The 17,801-nt window shown below is 40.9% G+C and carries 20 protein-coding genes; 14 read left to right on the top strand and 6 right to left on the bottom strand.

All coding sequences use genetic code 11. The features are described from left to right. Positions 1-48 precede the first annotated feature (48 nt). Both QXI54_01595 and QXI54_01590 read right to left on the bottom strand, forming a co-directional pair. Complete coding sequence (locus QXI54_01595) at positions 49-3,042, bottom strand: right-handed parallel beta-helix repeat-containing protein (protein MEM0301848.1); 2,994 nt, start codon at positions 3,040-3,042, stop codon at positions 49-51. A 221-nt stretch (positions 3,043-3,263) separates the two neighbouring features. Next, positions 3,264-4,046, bottom strand: coding sequence for a sulfite exporter TauE/SafE family protein (locus QXI54_01590; protein ID MEM0301847.1), 783 nt, complete (start codon positions 4,044-4,046; stop codon positions 3,264-3,266). A 50-nt stretch (positions 4,047-4,096) separates the two neighbouring features. Between QXI54_01590 and QXI54_01585 the strand changes: the two genes are divergently transcribed. Continuing rightward, positions 4,097-4,978 carry an MBL fold metallo-hydrolase gene (locus tag QXI54_01585; GenBank protein ID MEM0301846.1) on the top strand — a complete coding sequence of 294 codons (882 nt, stop codon included), beginning with the start codon at positions 4,097-4,099 and terminating at the stop codon, positions 4,976-4,978. On the opposite strand, the gene QXI54_01580 is transcribed toward QXI54_01585, so the two are convergent. After that, a complete protein-coding gene (locus tag QXI54_01580) occupies positions 4,965-6,224 on the bottom strand; it encodes a hydroxymethylglutaryl-CoA reductase, degradative (GenBank protein ID MEM0301845.1) in 1,260 nt (419 codons plus the stop codon). The genes QXI54_01585 and QXI54_01580 overlap by 14 nt on opposite strands. Positions 6,225-6,317: 93 nt before the next feature. Here QXI54_01580 and QXI54_01575 point away from each other — a divergent pair, with 93 nt between their 5' ends. Genes QXI54_01575 through QXI54_01525 form a run of 11 tightly spaced genes read left to right on the top strand, consistent with a single transcriptional unit; the run spans position 6,318 to position 13,231 of the window. Continuing rightward, the gene (locus QXI54_01575; GenBank protein ID MEM0301844.1) at positions 6,318-6,857 is read left to right on the top strand and encodes a CBS domain-containing protein; all 540 of its coding nucleotides are present in this window, start codon (positions 6,318-6,320) and stop codon (positions 6,855-6,857) included. A gap of 5 nt (positions 6,858-6,862) precedes the next feature. Further along, entirely contained in the window at positions 6,863-7,723 is an 861-nt protein-coding gene (locus QXI54_01570) for a CBS domain-containing protein (GenBank protein MEM0301843.1), read from the top strand. After that, on the top strand, positions 7,720-8,853 hold the full coding sequence (locus tag QXI54_01565) for an RNA ligase (protein MEM0301842.1): 1,134 nt from the start codon (positions 7,720-7,722) through the stop codon (positions 8,851-8,853). Before QXI54_01570 ends, QXI54_01565 begins: the two co-directional genes overlap by 4 nt. Continuing rightward, positions 8,847-9,857 carry a DUF1464 family protein gene (locus QXI54_01560; protein ID MEM0301841.1) on the top strand — a complete coding sequence of 337 codons (1,011 nt, stop codon included), beginning with the start codon at positions 8,847-8,849 and terminating at the stop codon, positions 9,855-9,857. The genes QXI54_01565 and QXI54_01560 overlap by 7 nt, the downstream gene beginning before the upstream one ends. 10 nt (positions 9,858-9,867) lie before the next feature. Beyond that, on the top strand, positions 9,868-10,437 hold the full coding sequence (rpoE, locus tag QXI54_01555; protein ID MEM0301840.1) for a DNA-directed RNA polymerase: 570 nt from the start codon (positions 9,868-9,870) through the stop codon (positions 10,435-10,437). After that, positions 10,430-10,618: a transcription elongation factor subunit Spt4 gene (gene spt4, locus QXI54_01550; GenBank protein MEM0301839.1), complete on the top strand. Its 189-nt coding sequence runs from the start codon at positions 10,430-10,432 to the stop codon at positions 10,616-10,618. The genes rpoE and spt4 overlap by 8 nt, the downstream gene beginning before the upstream one ends. Beyond that, complete coding sequence (locus tag QXI54_01545) at positions 10,618-11,166, top strand: DUF359 domain-containing protein (protein MEM0301838.1); 549 nt, start codon at positions 10,618-10,620, stop codon at positions 11,164-11,166. Before spt4 ends, QXI54_01545 begins: the two co-directional genes overlap by 1 nt. Then, positions 11,167-11,487, top strand: a complete 321-nt coding sequence (locus QXI54_01540) for a 30S ribosomal protein S24e (protein MEM0301837.1) — start codon at positions 11,167-11,169, stop codon at positions 11,485-11,487. Position 11,488: 1 nt separating this feature from the next. After that, positions 11,489-11,647, top strand: a complete 159-nt coding sequence (locus tag QXI54_01535; GenBank protein MEM0301836.1) for a 30S ribosomal protein S27ae — start codon at positions 11,489-11,491, stop codon at positions 11,645-11,647. Further along, positions 11,644-12,609 carry a bifunctional N(6)-L-threonylcarbamoyladenine synthase/serine/threonine protein kinase gene (locus QXI54_01530; GenBank protein MEM0301835.1) on the top strand — a complete coding sequence of 322 codons (966 nt, stop codon included), beginning with the start codon at positions 11,644-11,646 and terminating at the stop codon, positions 12,607-12,609. Before QXI54_01535 ends, QXI54_01530 begins: the two co-directional genes overlap by 4 nt. Before the next feature lies 1 nt (position 12,610). Then, positions 12,611-13,231: a PHP domain-containing protein gene (locus QXI54_01525; protein MEM0301834.1), complete on the top strand. Its 621-nt coding sequence runs from the start codon at positions 12,611-12,613 to the stop codon at positions 13,229-13,231. On the opposite strand, the gene QXI54_01520 is transcribed toward QXI54_01525, so the two are convergent. Then, entirely contained in the window at positions 13,182-14,273 is a 1,092-nt protein-coding gene (locus QXI54_01520; protein ID MEM0301833.1) for a heterodisulfide reductase-related iron-sulfur binding cluster, read from the bottom strand. The genes QXI54_01525 and QXI54_01520 overlap by 50 nt on opposite strands. Next, positions 14,261-15,466, bottom strand: a complete 1,206-nt coding sequence (locus tag QXI54_01515) for an FAD-binding oxidoreductase (GenBank protein MEM0301832.1) — start codon at positions 15,464-15,466, stop codon at positions 14,261-14,263. Before QXI54_01515 ends, QXI54_01520 begins: the two co-directional genes overlap by 13 nt. Before the next feature lie 99 nt (positions 15,467-15,565). Here QXI54_01515 and pdxS point away from each other — a divergent pair, with 99 nt between their 5' ends. Together pdxS and pdxT are read left to right on the top strand one after the other, a co-directional pair. Beyond that, a complete protein-coding gene (gene pdxS / locus QXI54_01510; protein MEM0301831.1) occupies positions 15,566-16,573 on the top strand; it encodes a pyridoxal 5'-phosphate synthase lyase subunit PdxS in 1,008 nt (335 codons plus the stop codon). Continuing rightward, complete coding sequence (pdxT, locus tag QXI54_01505) at positions 16,570-17,151, top strand: pyridoxal 5'-phosphate synthase glutaminase subunit PdxT (protein MEM0301830.1); 582 nt, start codon at positions 16,570-16,572, stop codon at positions 17,149-17,151. Before pdxS ends, pdxT begins: the two co-directional genes overlap by 4 nt. A 186-nt stretch (positions 17,152-17,337) precedes the next feature. Here the strand turns inward: pdxT and QXI54_01500 are convergent, their stop codons facing one another. Then, entirely contained in the window at positions 17,338-17,718 is a 381-nt protein-coding gene (locus QXI54_01500) for a hypothetical protein (GenBank protein MEM0301829.1), read from the bottom strand. Positions 17,719-17,801: the final 83 nt, after the last annotated feature.

The following is a 17,801-nucleotide window of genomic DNA, read 5'->3' as shown; positions in this document are numbered from 1 at the left end:
TGATTTTCTTTTATTTCGGTGAATTTTAAAAATAAATAAAAAATGAATTTAATTCCTCCTCAGCAGATAAGCCACCGCTAAGAGCCCCGCGATTGCGAAGATTGCTTCGAAGCCAGGAATGAACGGTTTCTCAGCTGGAGTCGTGGTTGGTGTTGTCACGACTATTGTGGGTGGCGTTGTTGGGGTTACCGCTGGAGTTGGAGCCTCTGAAGGCTTTAGCACAGCAGCAAAGAGACTAAAGCTTGGAGTTTCAGATTCATAGTAATTGTATTTTCCATCACTGCTCAAGAATTTGGTTGGTAACTCGATCCACTGCTTTCCGTTCCACTTGAGCAGAATTACTTCAACAAGATTTGGATCGAAGCCTTTTGCTTTTATCTCTTCAATTGGTATTCCGAAATGGATCTTTGCTTTAATGTTTGAACCCTTGCTCAGCGTTGGCTTAATGTCGAGAATGAGCATTGCAACTCCGCTTGGCTCTGGAATTCCTGAGTCGAAGTCTTTTAGCTTTTCAATTCTAAAGCGAACGTTGTCATCTTCCGAGCTGATAACGATTATCTTGAGGATATTTGTCTCCCAGAATCCGCTCTGCGGGAGTTCTATTGGGCTTTCTTCATTTGCCTTGGTTGTTATGTAGCCAGTTATGTAAATCGGCACTCCGGGAATTGCTCTGCTTCCTGTTCCACTGCTTGATCCACCGCCAGCGGGTGGTCTTGGAGTGGTTGTTGGAGTTGGTGTTGGAGTAGTAGGTGGTGTTGGTGGTGTAGGAACTGGCTGTGGATATTTCAACGGCAGATAATCTATATTGTTATCATCAATCACGAATCGAGTATCGCAGATTCCATTTCTATCCGAATCCGCACAGGTTTGAGAGAATCCAGTTCCATCTGGGCTTAGCCAAGCATTACCGCCAAGCCAGTTGCCACCGAGGATGTTTGTTCCTTGCTGCAAGGTAGTGTTCCATGTGTTCGCTTCAGCGATATACGAGTAGATAAAGATCGGAGTTGCATAGCTATCCGCCGGTGCTATTCCACTCGGATAATCCTGATTGTTTGCACCATTACCACCAGAAATGCCAAAAGCCAATCCGTCTGAGATCGGATCACCTTCTATTCCAATTATATCCCAGATGCCAGTCCAGTCAGTGACGTATACAGCGTGCAAGTAGTTTCGATAGAATTCTGGATCATTTCCCAGTTCAACTAAATAGTAGCCTATATCCTGCCCTGTTATGAATAGCTTTCCTCCATTGTCCAAATAATCCGCCAAAGCCTCTATTTCAGCTTCATTTAGAACTTCCTCGTAGTCATCTCCAAAGAACCATACAACGATTGGATAATTGCTTAAATCAGAGTAGCTTGGGGATCCCATAACTTCGCAGTCCCAGTAATCATATGCAATGCTAAGATTATTCAGAGAATTGTTATAGTATGACTCATAGTCGGCTCCAGAATCGTCGTCCACCAGCAGAATCGTCTGACCGCTGTATCCAAGCCAGTTCAGAGTTCTGTTCATAACCTCGTCTCTCATTTCACTGCTGTTTATTGCCTCAAATCCAAACGCAAGGTAAACGAGCTTGTAAGTTCCAGTATCCACTTTTATGCCAGCAACTAATTTATTAATGTTGTTAGTGTTATTGAATAGATTGTTGTAGATGAGATTGCTGCTGGAATCCTCGAGATAGATGCCATAACCACTGTTGTCAGAAATCGTGTTGTTGTTAATGACGTTGTTGCTGGAATAGATAATATAGATGCCATTAATATTGTTGCCAGAGATCGTGTTATTCTCTATGATGTTGTTGCTGGAATACTCGAGATAGATACCATCAATACCGTTGGCAGAAATAGTGTTATTCTCTATGACGTTGTTGCTGGAATCCCAGAGATAGATGCCATAATAATTGTTGCCAGAGATCGTGTTATTGTAAATCGTAATATTGCTTGAGAACTCTATTAAGAAACCATAGCCAGTATTTGCGGAGACGTTGTTTTTCTCGAAAGTTATATTTTCAGCCTCATATAGGTAAATTCCCGCTTCTCCGCCACAGTTGTCCACGATCTCGTTGCCATAGAATGTATTGTTTTGACTGCTTACTAAGCGGACACCATAGATCTTGTTGCCAGTTATGAGGTTGTTAAGGACTATTGTGTCATTAGCTCTGTATAACAAAATACCACCGTAATCCGAGCTTTCTGCTTGATTGTTGTTCCTAACTTCGTTGTTCGCTATGAAGTTGTTGTTAGAACCGAGATCGATACCTGCTTCGTAGTTATTCGTGATTATGCAGTTCGTTATTGCGTTATTGGGAGCATCTATGCTTATGCCCGCTCTACCATTGTTAGAGATCGTGCTGTTGTCAATGAAGTTGTCGCCCGAATAATTCAGATAGATACCAAAGCCACCGTTGTTGGAGATCGTGCAGTTCACTACTCTGATACTGGACTGGTAGGCATATATGCCATCATCATAGTTGTTCAGAATTAGGTTGTCTGATATTATGATGTTCTCAGAGTTATAGATCGTAATTCCATAACTGCTACTGGAGATCGTGCTGTTCTCTATTGTGTTGTTGCTGGAATAGTAGAGAAAGATGCCCCCGTCGTTGTTCTCGATTAGGCAGTCTTTTATTGTGCTGTTATCAGAATACTGGAATCGAATACCAGCTTCATTGTTGTATGAAATATGGCTGTTCGCAATTGTGCTATTATTCAAAGAATCAAAATAGATACCGTAATCATAGCCCGAAACGCTCACATTAATTATCGTAACGTTGTTCGCCTGAACGAGAATTCCTGTCCCGCTATCCGTGCCAGTTATCGAAAATCCCTGTCCATCTAAAACAACGTCGTCTGCAAAGATTCCTATGCAGTAATCCTGACCGCTTAAAAGTCCTGAAATGCTTTGATTCAGCCTGTAATTCCCGCTTTGCGTTATCTCCATGCACTCGCTTACGTTTGTAAAATCGTCCGCAAAGGCTGGAAAGATACTCCAGACTAAGAATAACACTGCTAAGATTCCTATTATTGACTTAATTCTCATATACACCCCCTTTTAAATTTTCGTGGTAAAATAGCTCTACAAAGCTACCGAAATTTGCTTCAGCAGTTTTGCAGGACTATCTTACCAAACAATATTATTCGAAATGACACTAAATAAACCTTTCGAAGAATTATCAAATACTAAGAATTCATTGGCGTGAGAATGTCAAGCATGGAAAGCTCATAATCGGGCAAATTTGTTTTTTAATGTCCAAGTTTAAATCAAAAAGCTCCGATAATTCCATTCAAAACAAACCTTAAAGCTATGTAAAGAAACAAAAAGCCAAAAATAAGTCTGATGAGCCAAGAAGGAGTTGAGCTTAAAATTCTTACTCCCATTTGTGCTCCGAACAGTGCTCCCAAGCCAAGAAAAAACACCGCCATTAGATCGACAAATCCCTCATAGAGTTTGAATGCTGAGCTCACAATCGCCATGCTCAAAAATGAAGCCAGAGAAGTCCCGACCGCAAGCTTTATTGCAGAACCAAAAATGTAAACAAAGCTTGGAACCAGAGCAAATCCACCACCTATCCCAAAGATGCCGACGAGCAATCCAACGAATAATCCTACTAAGACTTTCGCCTTCTTCGATCCCTGTATCTCCCCATTTTTGATTTCAGGAATCTCTCTTTTAAGACCTTCATAGATCATTCTGAGGCTCGTAAGGAGAAATATGATCCCCAAAAGGAGACTGAGAAGCCAAACTTTATCGCATAGATAAAAGAATGCCAGCGAACCAGCAACCGCTCCGGTAGCACCGCTGATCGAGATAAGTTTCGCAGTTTTCAGATCGACATTTCTCATCCTCAAATGCCCGAAAGCTCCAGAAATGGCGGTAAAGATAATTGCGGTTATTGTCGTGCCTATGGCAATAGCCAATGGATAACCAAAGAGAAAAGAAAGAGCGGGGAGCATTATAAAACCGCCACCTACACCAAGGAACCCTCCAAATGTTCCTGCGATTATTCCAGTTACAAAAAGCAATACTAAAGCCAGGGTCTCCACTGGATTGGAAACTTGGATAAGAGTTATAAATATTCTGAAAAACCAATTTCGTGAATTCCTTAGAGATTGCGGAGAGATTTGGTTTTCTTGTCTATAAAAGAAAATTCTGCCCGCATTTATCCCTAAGATTCAAAGGAATTGATATTCACATCGACTCAACTCCCGGAGACGGTTTTAATCTGATTACCCATGCGCACTCAGATCATTACGGGCATAGAAATGTTCAGAACCCAAAGGCAATAGCAAGTATTGAGACTGCGAAGATCCTTAAGACTGTTAGCAATAAAGAATTTTCGGGCATAATTTTTAAAATTGGTGACTCCTTCAGACTTGGAGAGCTCAAAATCGAAACTTATCCAACAAAGCACATCCATGGGGCAACCGCTTTCTACATTAAGGAGATTGGGGCACTAATAACGGGGGACGTCAAGCACTGGGAGTGTTTGCCGAAATGCAAAGTTTTGATCACCGAATCAACCTATGGTCATCCTTCTTTTGTTTTTGAGGACGAAATAGACAGGCTTTTGAGCGTTGCAAAAAACAATATAGCCCTTGGTGCTTACCCAATCGGAAAAGCACAGAGAGTTGCTGAAATTCTAAACAGCGAAGGATATGAGTTCACAGCGGAAGATAAAATCAAGAAGATCTGTTCTGCTCTTGGAATAGAAGTCGGAAATTCTGGATCCTGCATCGTTTCGCCAAGAAATCTCGAAAAAGGTCATATTTTGACCGCACAGAGATACTACCGGCATCCGAGGATCGTCATAAGCGATCACATGGACTATAGGGGAATAATTGCAATGGTTGAGCACTGCAAAGCAGAGCACGTGATCTTCTATCACGGAAAACCTTCAATAAAATTGAAAGAAGAGCTTGCAGAAATGGGTATAACCTGCTCAACTCTCAAAGATATAGACGTTACTCTTTCTTAGATCTCAGCTTCGTAAGAATCTCTTTTGCAAAGTCCATTCTAATCTTGCCTTCTTTAACCATGATCTCTGCAACTTCGTCGATTTCACTTCCCTTTGCACCCGCCATTATTGCGATGTTTCTTGCGTGAAGCTCCATGTGACCACGCTGAATGCCTTCTGTAGCCAAAGCTCGCAGTGCTGCGAAGTTCTGGGCTAAGCCAAGAGCAGCAGAGACTCTTGCGAGCTCTTCCGAGCTTTTAACTCCAAGGATTTTAAGACAGATCTTTGCCAGCGGATTCACCTGCGTTGCTCCACCAATGATCCCGGCAGAGATCGGGATCTCGATCGTTCCAACAAGATCGCCATTTGCATCGATCTCGTATTTCGTAAGCGGTTTGTAGCCCTTAATAGCTGAATATCCATGAGCTCCCGCTTCCACCGCTCTAAAATCGTTGCCTGTAGCGATCATCAAAGCTGAAATGCCGTTCATTATTCCCTTGTTGTGAGTCGCACACCTGAACGGATCCGCTTCAGCAAAGGCATAGGCTTTCATTACTCCATCGACAACTTCTTCGCCTCCAATGGCTTCTTTTTTAAACACAGCCTTTGCCCTCGCAATTCTATAAACTGCAAGATTTGAAAGTATTCGAAGGAGAGGTCTACCGCCCGATAGTCTGCCAACAATAGGGGCAACCTTTTCACACATCGTATTCACCGCATTCGCCCCCATTGCATCCCTTACATCGACAAGCAAATGAACTACAACCATCTTACCGCAAATTGAGTCTATGATTCTGACTTCAAGATCCTTGCAACCCCCTCCGAGCTTTACAAGGATCGGATCACACTCATTCGCCTTTTCAATGATCTCCGCCTTGTTCTTTAGTATCTCAAACCTTGCGCTTTCAGGATTTTTAACTTCCACAATTTGAATTTGTCCAATCATTATTGGAGCAGTGAAATCTGTGAAAAATCCTCCGCCTTCTCTTGCCATTCTCGCTGCGTTGCTCGCTGCAGCAACCACGCTCGGCTCTTCAATGACCATGGGAATTAAATAGTCTTTGCCGTCGATCAGAAAGTTCGTGGCAATTCCAAGTGGAAGTTCAAAAGTGCCTATGACATTTTCAATCATTCGATTTGCAACATCGATGGGTAAGCCTCCTGAAGATCTTAAAGCTCCAACTTCTTCTTCACTCAAACCCACTATTTCTGCCACTTTTTGCAATCTTTCCTCGACACTGAGTCTGTAAAATCCCGGAAGTCTCATGAAGTTAGTATTGGGTTTGCATAAATTATTTTTTGTAATTACCACATCAAAAAACTTAAAATCCTTCAAACAAAGTTTCTAAAGGTGAGGAGTATGCACACAGACTTACCAGTGAAAGAGATAATGACAAGAGATGTCTGTAAGGCAAGCATAGATGAGAACATACACTCTGTCGCCAAGAGAATGGTAGAATACGGCGTCGGAAGTGCGGTAATCATGGATGGAAATAAACCTGTCGGGATAGTCACAGAAAAAGATCTTATCGCAAAAGTTGTTGCAAAGAATAAGTCTCCTTCTTCTGTAAAAGTTAGAGAAGTTATGAGTTCTCCCCTGATCACGATAAAACCTACTACAAGTATTAGGGAAGCTGCAAGCATCATGACGAAGAAGGGAATAAGAAGATTACCTGTGGTTAATGAAAACGGAGAGCTTGTTGGGATTATAACTGATAATGACATATTGGGTATCTCTCTGGATTTAGGTGAACTTTCCTCTCTAATAACAGAGCAATCTTCGGGTTTTGTTGAAGAGATGAGCGGAGGAATATGCGAAAAGTGTGGGAGATATGTTGACACCCTATACGATGTTGAAGGTCTGAACCTGTGTGAAGACTGCTCAGAACGTGAAAGGTGAATTTGATGAATGTAATGGAAATAGCAACTACTGACGTTCAGACTTTGTCTCAAACTTCTACAATAATGAACGCACTCAAGTTTATCCTTAGAAAGAATTTCAGGAGGATTCCAGTCACCGATGCTGGGACAAAAAAGCTAAAGGGGATTATAACTGCCACCGATTTTATAAACTTCTTTGGAGGGGGAAAAAAGCATGGAATTGTGAGAAATCGGTATAATGGTAATCTCGCCGTAGCGGTTAATGCCGAAATTAAAGAGATAATGGAAAGAAATGTGATATCCTTATCTGTCAAAGATTCAGTCGAAACTGCAGTTGAATTGATGTTTGAAAAAAGAGTTGGTGGTTGTCCGATCGTGGATAAAGATGAAGTAGTTGTTGGAATAATAACGGAGAGAGATATTTTAGAGTTTCTCGCACAAAATAAGAAAATAGATGGAGTTGCTGAGGACTTCATGACAAAAAATGTGGTCACACTGAGACCCCAAGATTCAATTGAAACAGCAATGAAAACAATGATAACCAAAAGATTTAGAAGATTACCTGTAATTGAAGATGGAATTCTTTTGGGGCTTATAACAGCACGAGAGATTCTTGCATACTTTGGAAAAGGTGAAGCTTTCAAGATGCTCGAAATTGGAGATATAAAGGAGGCAATAAAGAAGCCCGTGACAACAATATTGGGAAATAACGATCTTTTGATTTATAAAGAAATTCCTATGTTTCCCAAAGACGCTTTAATTTCTCAGATTGTCTCAGAATTGCTTGAAAAAGGATATGGAGCAGTTTTAATAGTCGAAAATGGAAAATTAGAGGGCATACTCACTGAAAGAGACCTTGTGAAGTTTCTTTATCAGCATTCATGAATTTCGTTTCTGAAGCTCTTAATCTTTCAAAGTTTTCAACGGAAAGATTGGAAGAGAAAGGAATATTAAAAAAGGCCTTTGTGAAGCATCCGTATTTCAGTGACATAATCGAAGCTTTAAGAATCGATAAAAAGTTCGGCATGTATGAAGAAGGGACGCTGATTGTTAAGAGCAAAGATGGCTTGAAAGTTTTCAGGGGTTTTCCAAAAATAAAGAGAATACTTTACTTGGAATCAGGGCTTAAAAAGCATTTTGGAGATAAGAATATCGCTTTAGAAGAAAAAATGAACGGCTACAACGTCAGAATTGTAAAGATTTCGGACAAAATATATGCAATAACTCGTAGAGGACTTTTATGCCCATATACAACAGAAAAAGCGAGAGAACAAATCCCTGAGGAATTTTTTGATGAGTTTCCGGAACACATGCTATGCTGTGAAGCAATTGGAAATGCATCACCATACGTTCCCGATCATTATGGTATTGAAGGGTTGGAATTCTTCCTTTTTGACATAAGAGAATGCAAAACGAATAAACCGATGACAATAAAAGAAAAGGAGGAAATAGCAGAGAGATACGGAATTAAAACGGTGGAAATACTTTTAAAGACTTCTGCAAGCGATATAGAGGGTATAAGAAGAGTCGTTGAAGATCTCAACACCAGAGGCCGAGAGGGAATTGTCTTCAAAGATCTTGAGATGATTCTCGCCCCTCTAAAATACACAACAAGCTTTTCAAATTGTGGAGACCTCAGTTACGCTTTTAAAAATTTTGAAGAATACGGTAGAGATTTCATGCTGGCGAGAATTATCAGAGAAGCATTTCAAAGCTTTGAATTTCAGGATAATATCGAAGAAAGATCCAGAAGACTTGGAAAGGCTATTCTGAATGCCCTGATAGAGAGTATAAATAAGGTTTCGGAGGGAAAGGAAGTCACTGAAGAGATCAGACTGACATTTTCAAGTGAGGAAATCCTCGAACTTTTCAAAATGCATCTCAAACTCGTTGGTGTAAATCTAAGAGAGATCGACAGAAAATGCAGAGGAAAAAAAATTGAGGTTAGATTCGAAAGAGTTATGAGGGCGACTACAGACAAAATAAGAAGTCTTTTGGAGGGAAATCCATGGTAAATGCGGTTGGAGTAGATGCTGGGACAAAAAGTTATGAGATATTTGCAATTATAAATGGTGAATTTTTTGCTGAGAGTTTTGAAAGTAGTTTGATCAAAGAGAACCCGAATTTGCTTCTCGAAGCAATAGAATCCTACGAAGCAGACGTCTATGCGGGTCTTTCTGGCTACGGAATGCCCATAAAGAAGTTTTCAAATTTAACAAACGAAGAAATACTTCTAATGACGCTTAACCTCGATGCTGAAAAGAGTATTGGGCTAAGAGCTGTAATAGAAGCTATAAGGAGGAAAAATTTGAACTTTTACACCATTCCAGGAGTTATACACTTGCCAACTGTGCCAAAATGGCGAAAATTCAACAAAATCGATCTTGGAACTTCAGATAAACTCTGCTCAGCTGTTTTGGCAATTATCCAGCTTTCAGATGAAATCGAGATTGAAAAACAGAACTTTATTCTTGCTGAAGTTGGATATGGTTTCAGCTCCTTCATAGCGGTGAAAAATGGAAAAATAGTGGATGGCATTGGCGGAACTTCCGGATTCATGGGATATAGTTCGATGGGTTCTATTGACGCAGAAGTCGCATATCTGGCTGGATCTTTTCCAAAAAGGCTAATATTCACTGGAGGAATAAAAAGCTTTATAGAAGAACATGGTGGGAATCCCATTGAATTGCTCGGAGAATTTGTTTTAAAAGGACTAAGAGCGGTTGAGGTGAGTATTGGAAAAGCGGAATTATGTTTTCTTTCAGGAAAGTTTGCCAGAGATTTAAAGAATTTAGTGGCTGAAAAATACGAAACAAGACTTTTAAGTGGTTTTGGAATTGGAAAACAGTCCGCGCAAGGAGCAGGGGTGATAGCCAATGCGATTGGCGGTGGAGAGTTTGAAAGAATCGCAAGGCATGTGGAGCTTTTTTCCGCTAAAGGGACTGTTCTCGATTACCTATCCTCAGATCTGAAGAGAATAATTTTGGAGAAGTTAAATTTATATTTCCGCAGTAATTAGCTCTTGCGTTATGTATGCTCGAATAAAATTGCGCGATACCGTGCGTGTCCCTCCTTTCAAAATCGGGGAAAATTTAGAAGAGACAATTGAATCTCTGCTATGGGAGCAGTTTGAAGGAAGACTTGATAGAGAATATGGTATGATCATTGGCATAGAAAGCATAGAGGAGATTGGGGAGGGGAGAATAATCGAAGGAGACGGTGCAATTTATTTCGATGTTGTCTTTAACGCAATATGCTTTAAACCAAATTTGCAGGAAGTTGTGGAGGGAGAAGTGGTCGAAGTGGTTGAATTTGGCTGCTTTGTCTCAATAGGCCCTTTTGATGCACTTCTCCATACCAGCCAAATAACCGATGATTACATGGTTTTTGACGAAAAAAACAAAAGACTTGTTGGTAAAGAGACAAAAAAGGCTCTCACAGAAGGTGATCTCGTCAGAGCAAGAATCGTATCTCTTAGTTTAAAGGAAAGGGAACCGGAAAAGAGTAGAATCGGACTCACAATGCGACAACCTTGGCTTGGGGCTCTTAAGTGGATTGAAGAAGAGATAGCAAAAACAAGAGGTGAAAAAGTTGGCTGAATTAGCCTGTAGAATCTGCAAATATATAAATCCAGATGCGATAGTCTGCAAGAATTGTGGCTCATCTGACCTCACAAAGGAATGGTATGGCTATCTGATAATTCTGGATCCAGAAAAAAGCGAGATAGCCAAAAGCCTTGGCATTAACAACCCCGGAAAATACGCATTGAGGGTAGATTGATGCTCAGACTTCCGGAAAAACTTCGCTCTGAACTATCCAAACCCTACGGAAAACTCTACAGGGATGGAGAAAAAGTGCTCGAGATAGTTGAGGAAATCCGAGTTGCAAAATTAATCGCAATTGTAGGTGATTTTGTCACTTACTGTGCTTTTAAAGTTGGAATTCTTCCCCATATCGTTGTTATAGATGGAAAGACTCTTAGAGAGGAAAATCTCAGGTTCGAAGTTCCGAAGGGTTACGAAAGAATCGAAGTCGAAAATCCTCCAGCTCATATCTCCTCTGAACTCGTAAAGGCTATCGAAAAAGCCGTTAAAAGAGCAGAAGAAGGATATAAAACTTTGATATTCGTAGTTGGCGAAGAAGATCTTGCAGTCATGCCACTTGGCATTTTAATGCCTGAAAACTCACTCATTTTGTATGGACAACCAAAAGAGGGTGTGGTTGCATTCATGATCGATAAAGAAAAAAAGATTCTAATACTCAAACTTCTTAAACAGATGGAAATAGTTGAAAAAAGTGATGAGCTGAGAAAATTGGGGGTGATCTGATTGGAGATCCGAGTCGAGTCAGAAAGATACAATCCGCTCCTAAAGAGAAAGGAAGTTTACTTCAGAGTAAGGTTTAATGGTAAAACGCCCTCAAGGGCAGAGATTAGAGAGAAAGTAGCAGGACTTATGAACGCAGAACTAAAAAGAGTAGTTCTGGATTACGTAAAAACGGAATTTGGAAAAAGAGAGGCAAAGGTTTATGCAAAGATCTACGATACAGAAGAGGCTCTGAAAGCAATCGAAGACAGACACATCCTGGAGCGAAACTTTCCAGAACTGAAAGCTGAAAAGAAGGCTGAAGGAGCAAAACCGGAGGGATAAAATGCCGGAAGTTGTAAGCAGATTTTACGAGATAAAGGGCGAAAAAATTGTTAGAAAGAGGAAATTCTGCCCAAGATGTGGCGAAGGGGTCTTTTTAGCAGAGCACAAAGACAGGTTCACATGCGGTAAGTGTGGATATACCGAGTTTAAAAAGAAATGAATGTTCTTGGAATCGAGGGAACCGCTTGGAATTTGAGCTTGGCAGTTGTAGATGAGCAAGAAGTAATTGCGGTTGTAAGCGATCCTTACCTCCCCAAGGAGGGGGGAATTCACCCAAGAGAAGCGGCCCAGCATCATGCTGAAAAAATGCCTTCCCTTATAAGGGCTATTTTTAATAAATTTCCAAAGGAGAAGATTGATGCGATCGCATTCTCTCAGGGGCCCGGGCTTGGGCCATGCTTACGAATTGTTGCCACTGCAAGCAGATTCCTGGCTTTAAAACTGAAAAAACCTCTAATTGGCGTCAACCACTGTCTTGCACATGTTGAGGTTGGAAGATGGAGGACAGATGCAAAGAACCCGGTAGCGCTATACGTTAGCGGTGGGAACAGTCAGATAATCGCAAGAAGGGGCAATCGATACAGAGTTTTTGGCGAAACTCTCGACATAGGAATAGGAAATGCAATAGACAAGCTTGCAAGAAGTTTTGGACTTCCACACCCAGGCGGGCCCAAGATTGAAAAGCTTGCAGAATCCGGAAGCAAGTATTATCCACTACCATATGTGGTCAAGGGAATGGATTTCTCCTTCAGTGGTATGGTTACCGCTGCACAGAGATTGAAGGGCAAGGCAAGGATAGAAGACATAGCTTTTAGCTTTCAGGAAACCGCTTTTGCGATGCTTACTGAAGTAACGGAAAGAGCCCTTGCATATCTCGGCTACGATGAGGTCCTTCTGGTAGGCGGAGTTGGGGTGAATAAGAGACTGCAGAGTATGCTAAGAATTATGTGCGAAGATCGTGGGGCAAAGTTTTACACTCCTCCAGCCGAGCTTATGGGCGATAACGGAGCGATGATTGCTTACACCGGGCTTTTAATGCTAAAAAATGGATACAGCACACCTATTGAAGAGTCATACGTTAAACCGAATTTTAGAATCGAAGAAGTCGAGATAAGATGGTAAAATGCTTAGAGCAGAATTGCACGTGCATTCCAAATACAGTGATGGAAAAGACAGTGTAAAGAAGATCGTCCAAATTGCTGTCAATAAGGGAATCGATGTTCTTTCTATAACAGACCACGACACCATAGCAGGTTCTCTGAGCGCGATCGAATTAATCTCTGAAGAAAAGATCCCTATTGTAGTTATTCCGGGTATCGAAGTATCGACAGAGAGTGGGCATTTGCTTGTCTATGGAGTCTGGAAGGACATAGAGAAAGGGATGAAAATGGATAAAACTTGCAAGGTCATTAGAGAGATCGGGGGAATAAGCGTTCTTGCTCATCCTTTCGATATTCTGCGAAATGGAACAATTAGGAAAAAAGATTTTGAATTCGTTGACTGTATTGAAGTTTTCAATGCAAAAAGCTATTTCAATTTCCTTGCAAGGAGATACGCGGAAAAATTCCAGAAAAAGGGGATTGGAGGTAGTGACGCTCACAGCGCTGAGCATGTAGGTATTGTTATCAATTATATTAAAAGTTCGGAGAAGGAATCCATTCTTAATGCAATTTACGATGGTAGAAAACAGACTTTTAGGGAGAGATTGTCCTATCTACTATCTCGGATAAGTCAAAAACCCTGATTCTGCTACCACCAACCCTTGAAAGATTGTATTCACAAAAAGGACATGATGTTATTATAATATTGGTTCCGGTTTCGAGCGCTTCTCTGACTCTTTCTTCAGCTATTGCAATTGCTATTTCCTTAAACTGTGCCCTTAAACCTCCTCCTGCACCACAGCAAAGGGCAAATTCTCTACTTCTCTCCATCTCCACCAGCTTCACTCCGGCCTTTTTTATCACCTTTCTTGGATCATCATAGACCCCCATATGCCTGCCAAGGTGGCATGGGTCATGATATGTTGCAACCATTTCAATAGTCTCTTCTTTTTCCATCCTTTCAGCGAAAACTGATGAAACATGCTTGACTTCAAAGTTAAAGTCCATTTTTGCTTCTTCAGCAAATTTTGGATAGTCGTCCTTTATCGTCTTATAACAGCCCGGGCAAGATGTAATGATTTCCTCTATCCCTTCCCTTTGCCAGACTTTAATGTTACGTGTAAAAAGCATTTTCGCCACGTCTTTCTGCCCAGTCCTTAAAAAGGGGGACCCGCAGCAGAACTCATTTGCTCCAAGAACTGCAAAATCCACTCCGAGGTTTCTTAGCGCTCTTGCTGTTGATTTGGCTATATTGTGAGATTTGAAACTCGCGGTGCAACCGGCGAAATAAAGTGTTTTTGACTTTCCAGTATTGAACTCAAGCCAGTCCAGTCTTTTCCTCTGATCACCGCCGTATGGATTGAATTCCCTGTAAGTGATGTCTCTTACCTTTCTGTGGATCGGTAGTGGGGCCAACTTTTTGCTAACCAATTCTTCTCTAACTTTTTCCCACAATTCCACCAGTTCCAGATTTGCAGGGCAAACGACACCACAAATCCCACATACAGAACATTTGTAAATTTCTTTTACCAACCGGGCATCAATTTTAAGTCTTCCTCTTTTTATTTCGTGTAAAAGTATGAGTTTTCCTCTTGGAGAAACCGATTCCAATTTTTCAACTTTGAAAACCGGGCAAATGTTGCAGAGTCCACACTTTATACAATCTCTGGGACTTATGTGATCCATAACAATCTCTCCCCCACTTTCATTATCCTTGAAAATATATTCTCAGCAAAGCTCTTCCTCGGATTTAACAGGTTTTTCGGATCGACTTTTTTCTTGTAATCCTCAAGTTCCTTTCTGATTTTATTTTTGTGAGGGAATAATAATCCCGTTGTATAAACTCCCCCTCCCAATTTTTCAGCAATTTTAACGAACCTCAGAGCCTCTAAATACTCCCTAACGCTTCTGCCAAACAGACCCAGAAAAACAACACAATCTCGAGCGAAGATAGCCTCAATGCCGAAAGCAGATTTCTTTGCCTCTTCGTAAAACTCCACAGCGTTTTCATTTGGAACGATTACCTCTGAGTAAATTTTATCTGTTTTTAAAGCCTTTAAAGGAGATAGTCTTCTTTCCCAAAGTTTTTTTCCGAGTTCAGACGTTTCAAATGATCCCTCATAACTTAAAAGTAATGTGTCCTTCTCCGCAAGCTTTTCAAACTTCATGTGATAACTATCCTTGAAATTTGCGTGATATGCGCCCTTTACCTTTTCCAATGCATCTTCAAAGCTACATTCAAAAGCAAAACTGCTTATCTCTTGGGCCTTTCTAAGCCTAACACAGGCCCTAAGAATAACTCCCGTTGTGCCAAAAGCCCCGATATAATATTTAAGTTTGTCTCCTTTGACCTGCTTTATACCTTCAAAGTCCGCAACCTCCAGCCATTCGACATTTTCTGCAATTCCTCCGTATTTCAGACTTCCAACTCCATAACCATTCTGAGCAATCCATCCCCCCACAGTTGAAACCGTTGCACTTGTAGGATAAACTCTAAGAGCCTTTCCAACCTTATTTGCAGCTTTTTCGACATCCATCCAGACCGCACCGGATTCCAGAATGGCCGTGTCATCCTGAAAGCTAATCCTGTTCAGATTCTTCATGTCAATTACGATGCACTTCTCCAGCGGGACACAACCACCATATCCGGAAGTGCCTGTGCCTCTTGCAATAACTGGGACTTCAAACCTTTCAGAGATCTCAAGAATCTTAAGCACTTCTTCATCATTTCTGGGATAAACTATACAGACAGGGGTTTTTACAAATCTCGAAAGTTGTTTTGGGATTACTAAGAAGTCATACCGATATATATGCAAAATTCCAGGATGAGATTCAACTTTTCCAACTCTTGAAAGCGCTGAATAAAGAGCATCATGCACGAAAGTATTCCTCATACTTCTTTAAATATCTTTTTATATAACTATAAATTGTTCTTTTAACTATGGGTAATTTTATATGCATCGAGAACAGAAAATATGATGATGAAGCTGGATATAGAAAAGCTGAGATTTGGCACAGAGCTCGTTAAAAGAGGATTTGCAAAGATGCAGAAAGGAGGAGTCATAATGGACGTAACAAACGTAGAGCAAGCCATAATTGCAGAAGAAGCAGGAGCTGTTGCTGTAATGGCTTTGCACAAGGTTCCAGCAGACATCAGAGCAAGTGGAGGAGTGGCAAGAATGGCAGATCCAAAGAAAATTCAGGAGATAATGGATGCTGTGACGATTCCCGTGATGGCAAAATGCAGAATAGGGCATATAGCTGAAGCAAGAGCTCTGGAAGCTTTAGGGGTTGACATGATCGATGAGAGCGAAGTTCTCACTCCGGCGGATACGTTCTTCCACATATACAAGAAAGACTTTACAGTGCCATTTGTCTGCGGAGCAAGAAGCCTTGGAGAAGCGGTTAGAAGAATATGGGAAGGGGCTGCGATGATCAGAACAAAGGGAGAAGCAGGAACCGGAAATGTAGTTGAAGCAGTTAAGCACATGAGATTAATAAATCAGGCAATTTACCTTCTAAAAACCATCCCTGAGGAAAAGATTTACGATATAGCTGTTAAATACGCCTCAAGATATGCAGAACTCTCCCGACAAGTTAAAGAAGAAATGGGTATTATAGTGGAAGGGGAAATCGTTTATGAGCGTTTCACGCTTAATGAAATAGTTGACGGTATTCATGAGATTTTGCTCGAAATTCGCGATCTTGGAAGATTACCCGTAGTAAACTTTGCGGCAGGTGGAATCGCCACTCCGGCTGATGCTGCGCTGATGATGAGACTTGGAGCAGATGGTGTTTTTGTTGGCTCTGGCATTTTCAAATCTTCAAATCCCGAAAAATTTGCAAGAGCCATAGTTGAAGCTGTTGAACATTATGATCGGCCAGAGATCGTCGCTGAAGTATCAAAAGAACTTGGAGATGCGATGAAAGGACTTGAAGTCTCAAAATTAAGCGAAGGAGAGCTTCTACAGACGCGTGGAGCATGAAGGTCGCGGTTATTGGAGTTCAAGGAGACGTTGAAGAGCACATAATAGCCACGAGAAATGCAATGAAAAACCTTGGGATAAATGGCGAAGTCTTTGCCGTTAGAAGGTCTGGAATTATTCCCGATTGCGATGCGCTGATAATCCCGGGTGGGGAGAGTACAACAATAAGCAAGCTCATTTTTAAAGACTCAATTGCAGATGAAATCATAGAATTTGCAAAAAATGGAAATCGAATCATGGGGACCTGCGCCGGTCTTATAATTCTTGCCAAATACGGAGATGAGCAGGTTGAAAAGACTAAAACGAGGCTATTAGGATTGCTTGATGTAAAGGTAAAACGGAATGCCTTTGGAAGGCAAAGAGAGAGCTTTCAGACAAAGCTTGAAATGAAAAATGTTGGAGAAGTTGATGCAATCTTTATAAGAGCTCCAATTATTGAAAGCGTAGGAAAGGATGTAGAGATCTTAGCAAAATTTGAGGAAAAGATCGTTGCAGTTAAACAAGGCAAAATCCTTGGGCTTGCATTTCATCCAGAACTCTCTTCTACGAAGGTCCATGAGTATTTTTTGAGTTTTTAATATCAAACCTTAAATCTTTTTGCATGGTATCCAATCTTTTATTTCGAAGTTAAAGAACTTGAAGCATATAAAAACTGAGCACAGCTGCGCAGTTCATTCAATACTTAAAAATTTAGATTTATGCCTTTAAAGCTTCAAAACCCTTTCATTTGGACTAAGATGCAGCTCGAACCGGCTCTTTCGCTTTTAGATCCACCTGTTTTTCTTCGCTATCAATCCGATAATCACCGAGCAAAAAGCATAGCTCAAAAGCCATGCATATCCAATACCGTTTATTCCATAAGCAAGCATTAAAAAGTAACTCAGAGTTATAAGCAATAATGATAGCAGAAAACTCACTGCAATCAGACCCCTGAGATCCTTCTGGACTCTTTTTATGGTGGAATAAATACTGAAGAATGGTGCAAAAAGGCTTGAAACTGCGAAAACTCTTAGCAGAGAAAGCCCAGCTTCGTAGTGTTTTCCGAGGAAAGCCAAAAGATATTCGCCGAGAAAGATTATCACAAGAACGGAAGGTAAAAGCAAAGCATAGATTCCAAATACGGATTTTTTGGTCTTTATTCTCATTGGCTCTCCATGACTTCCTTCCACAAAAAGCGAGGTGCCAAAAGAAGTGGGAATTATAAAAACAAAGGCACCGATTGTGTAGG

This window comes from Archaeoglobaceae archaeon (genome assembly GCA_038734275.1).
In the GTDB taxonomy this organism is placed as follows: Archaea; Halobacteriota; Archaeoglobi; order Archaeoglobales; family Archaeoglobaceae; genus WYZ-LMO2.
The sequence above is the reverse complement of the archived record's forward strand: the minus strand, read 5'-3'. Positions and strand labels throughout refer to the sequence as shown.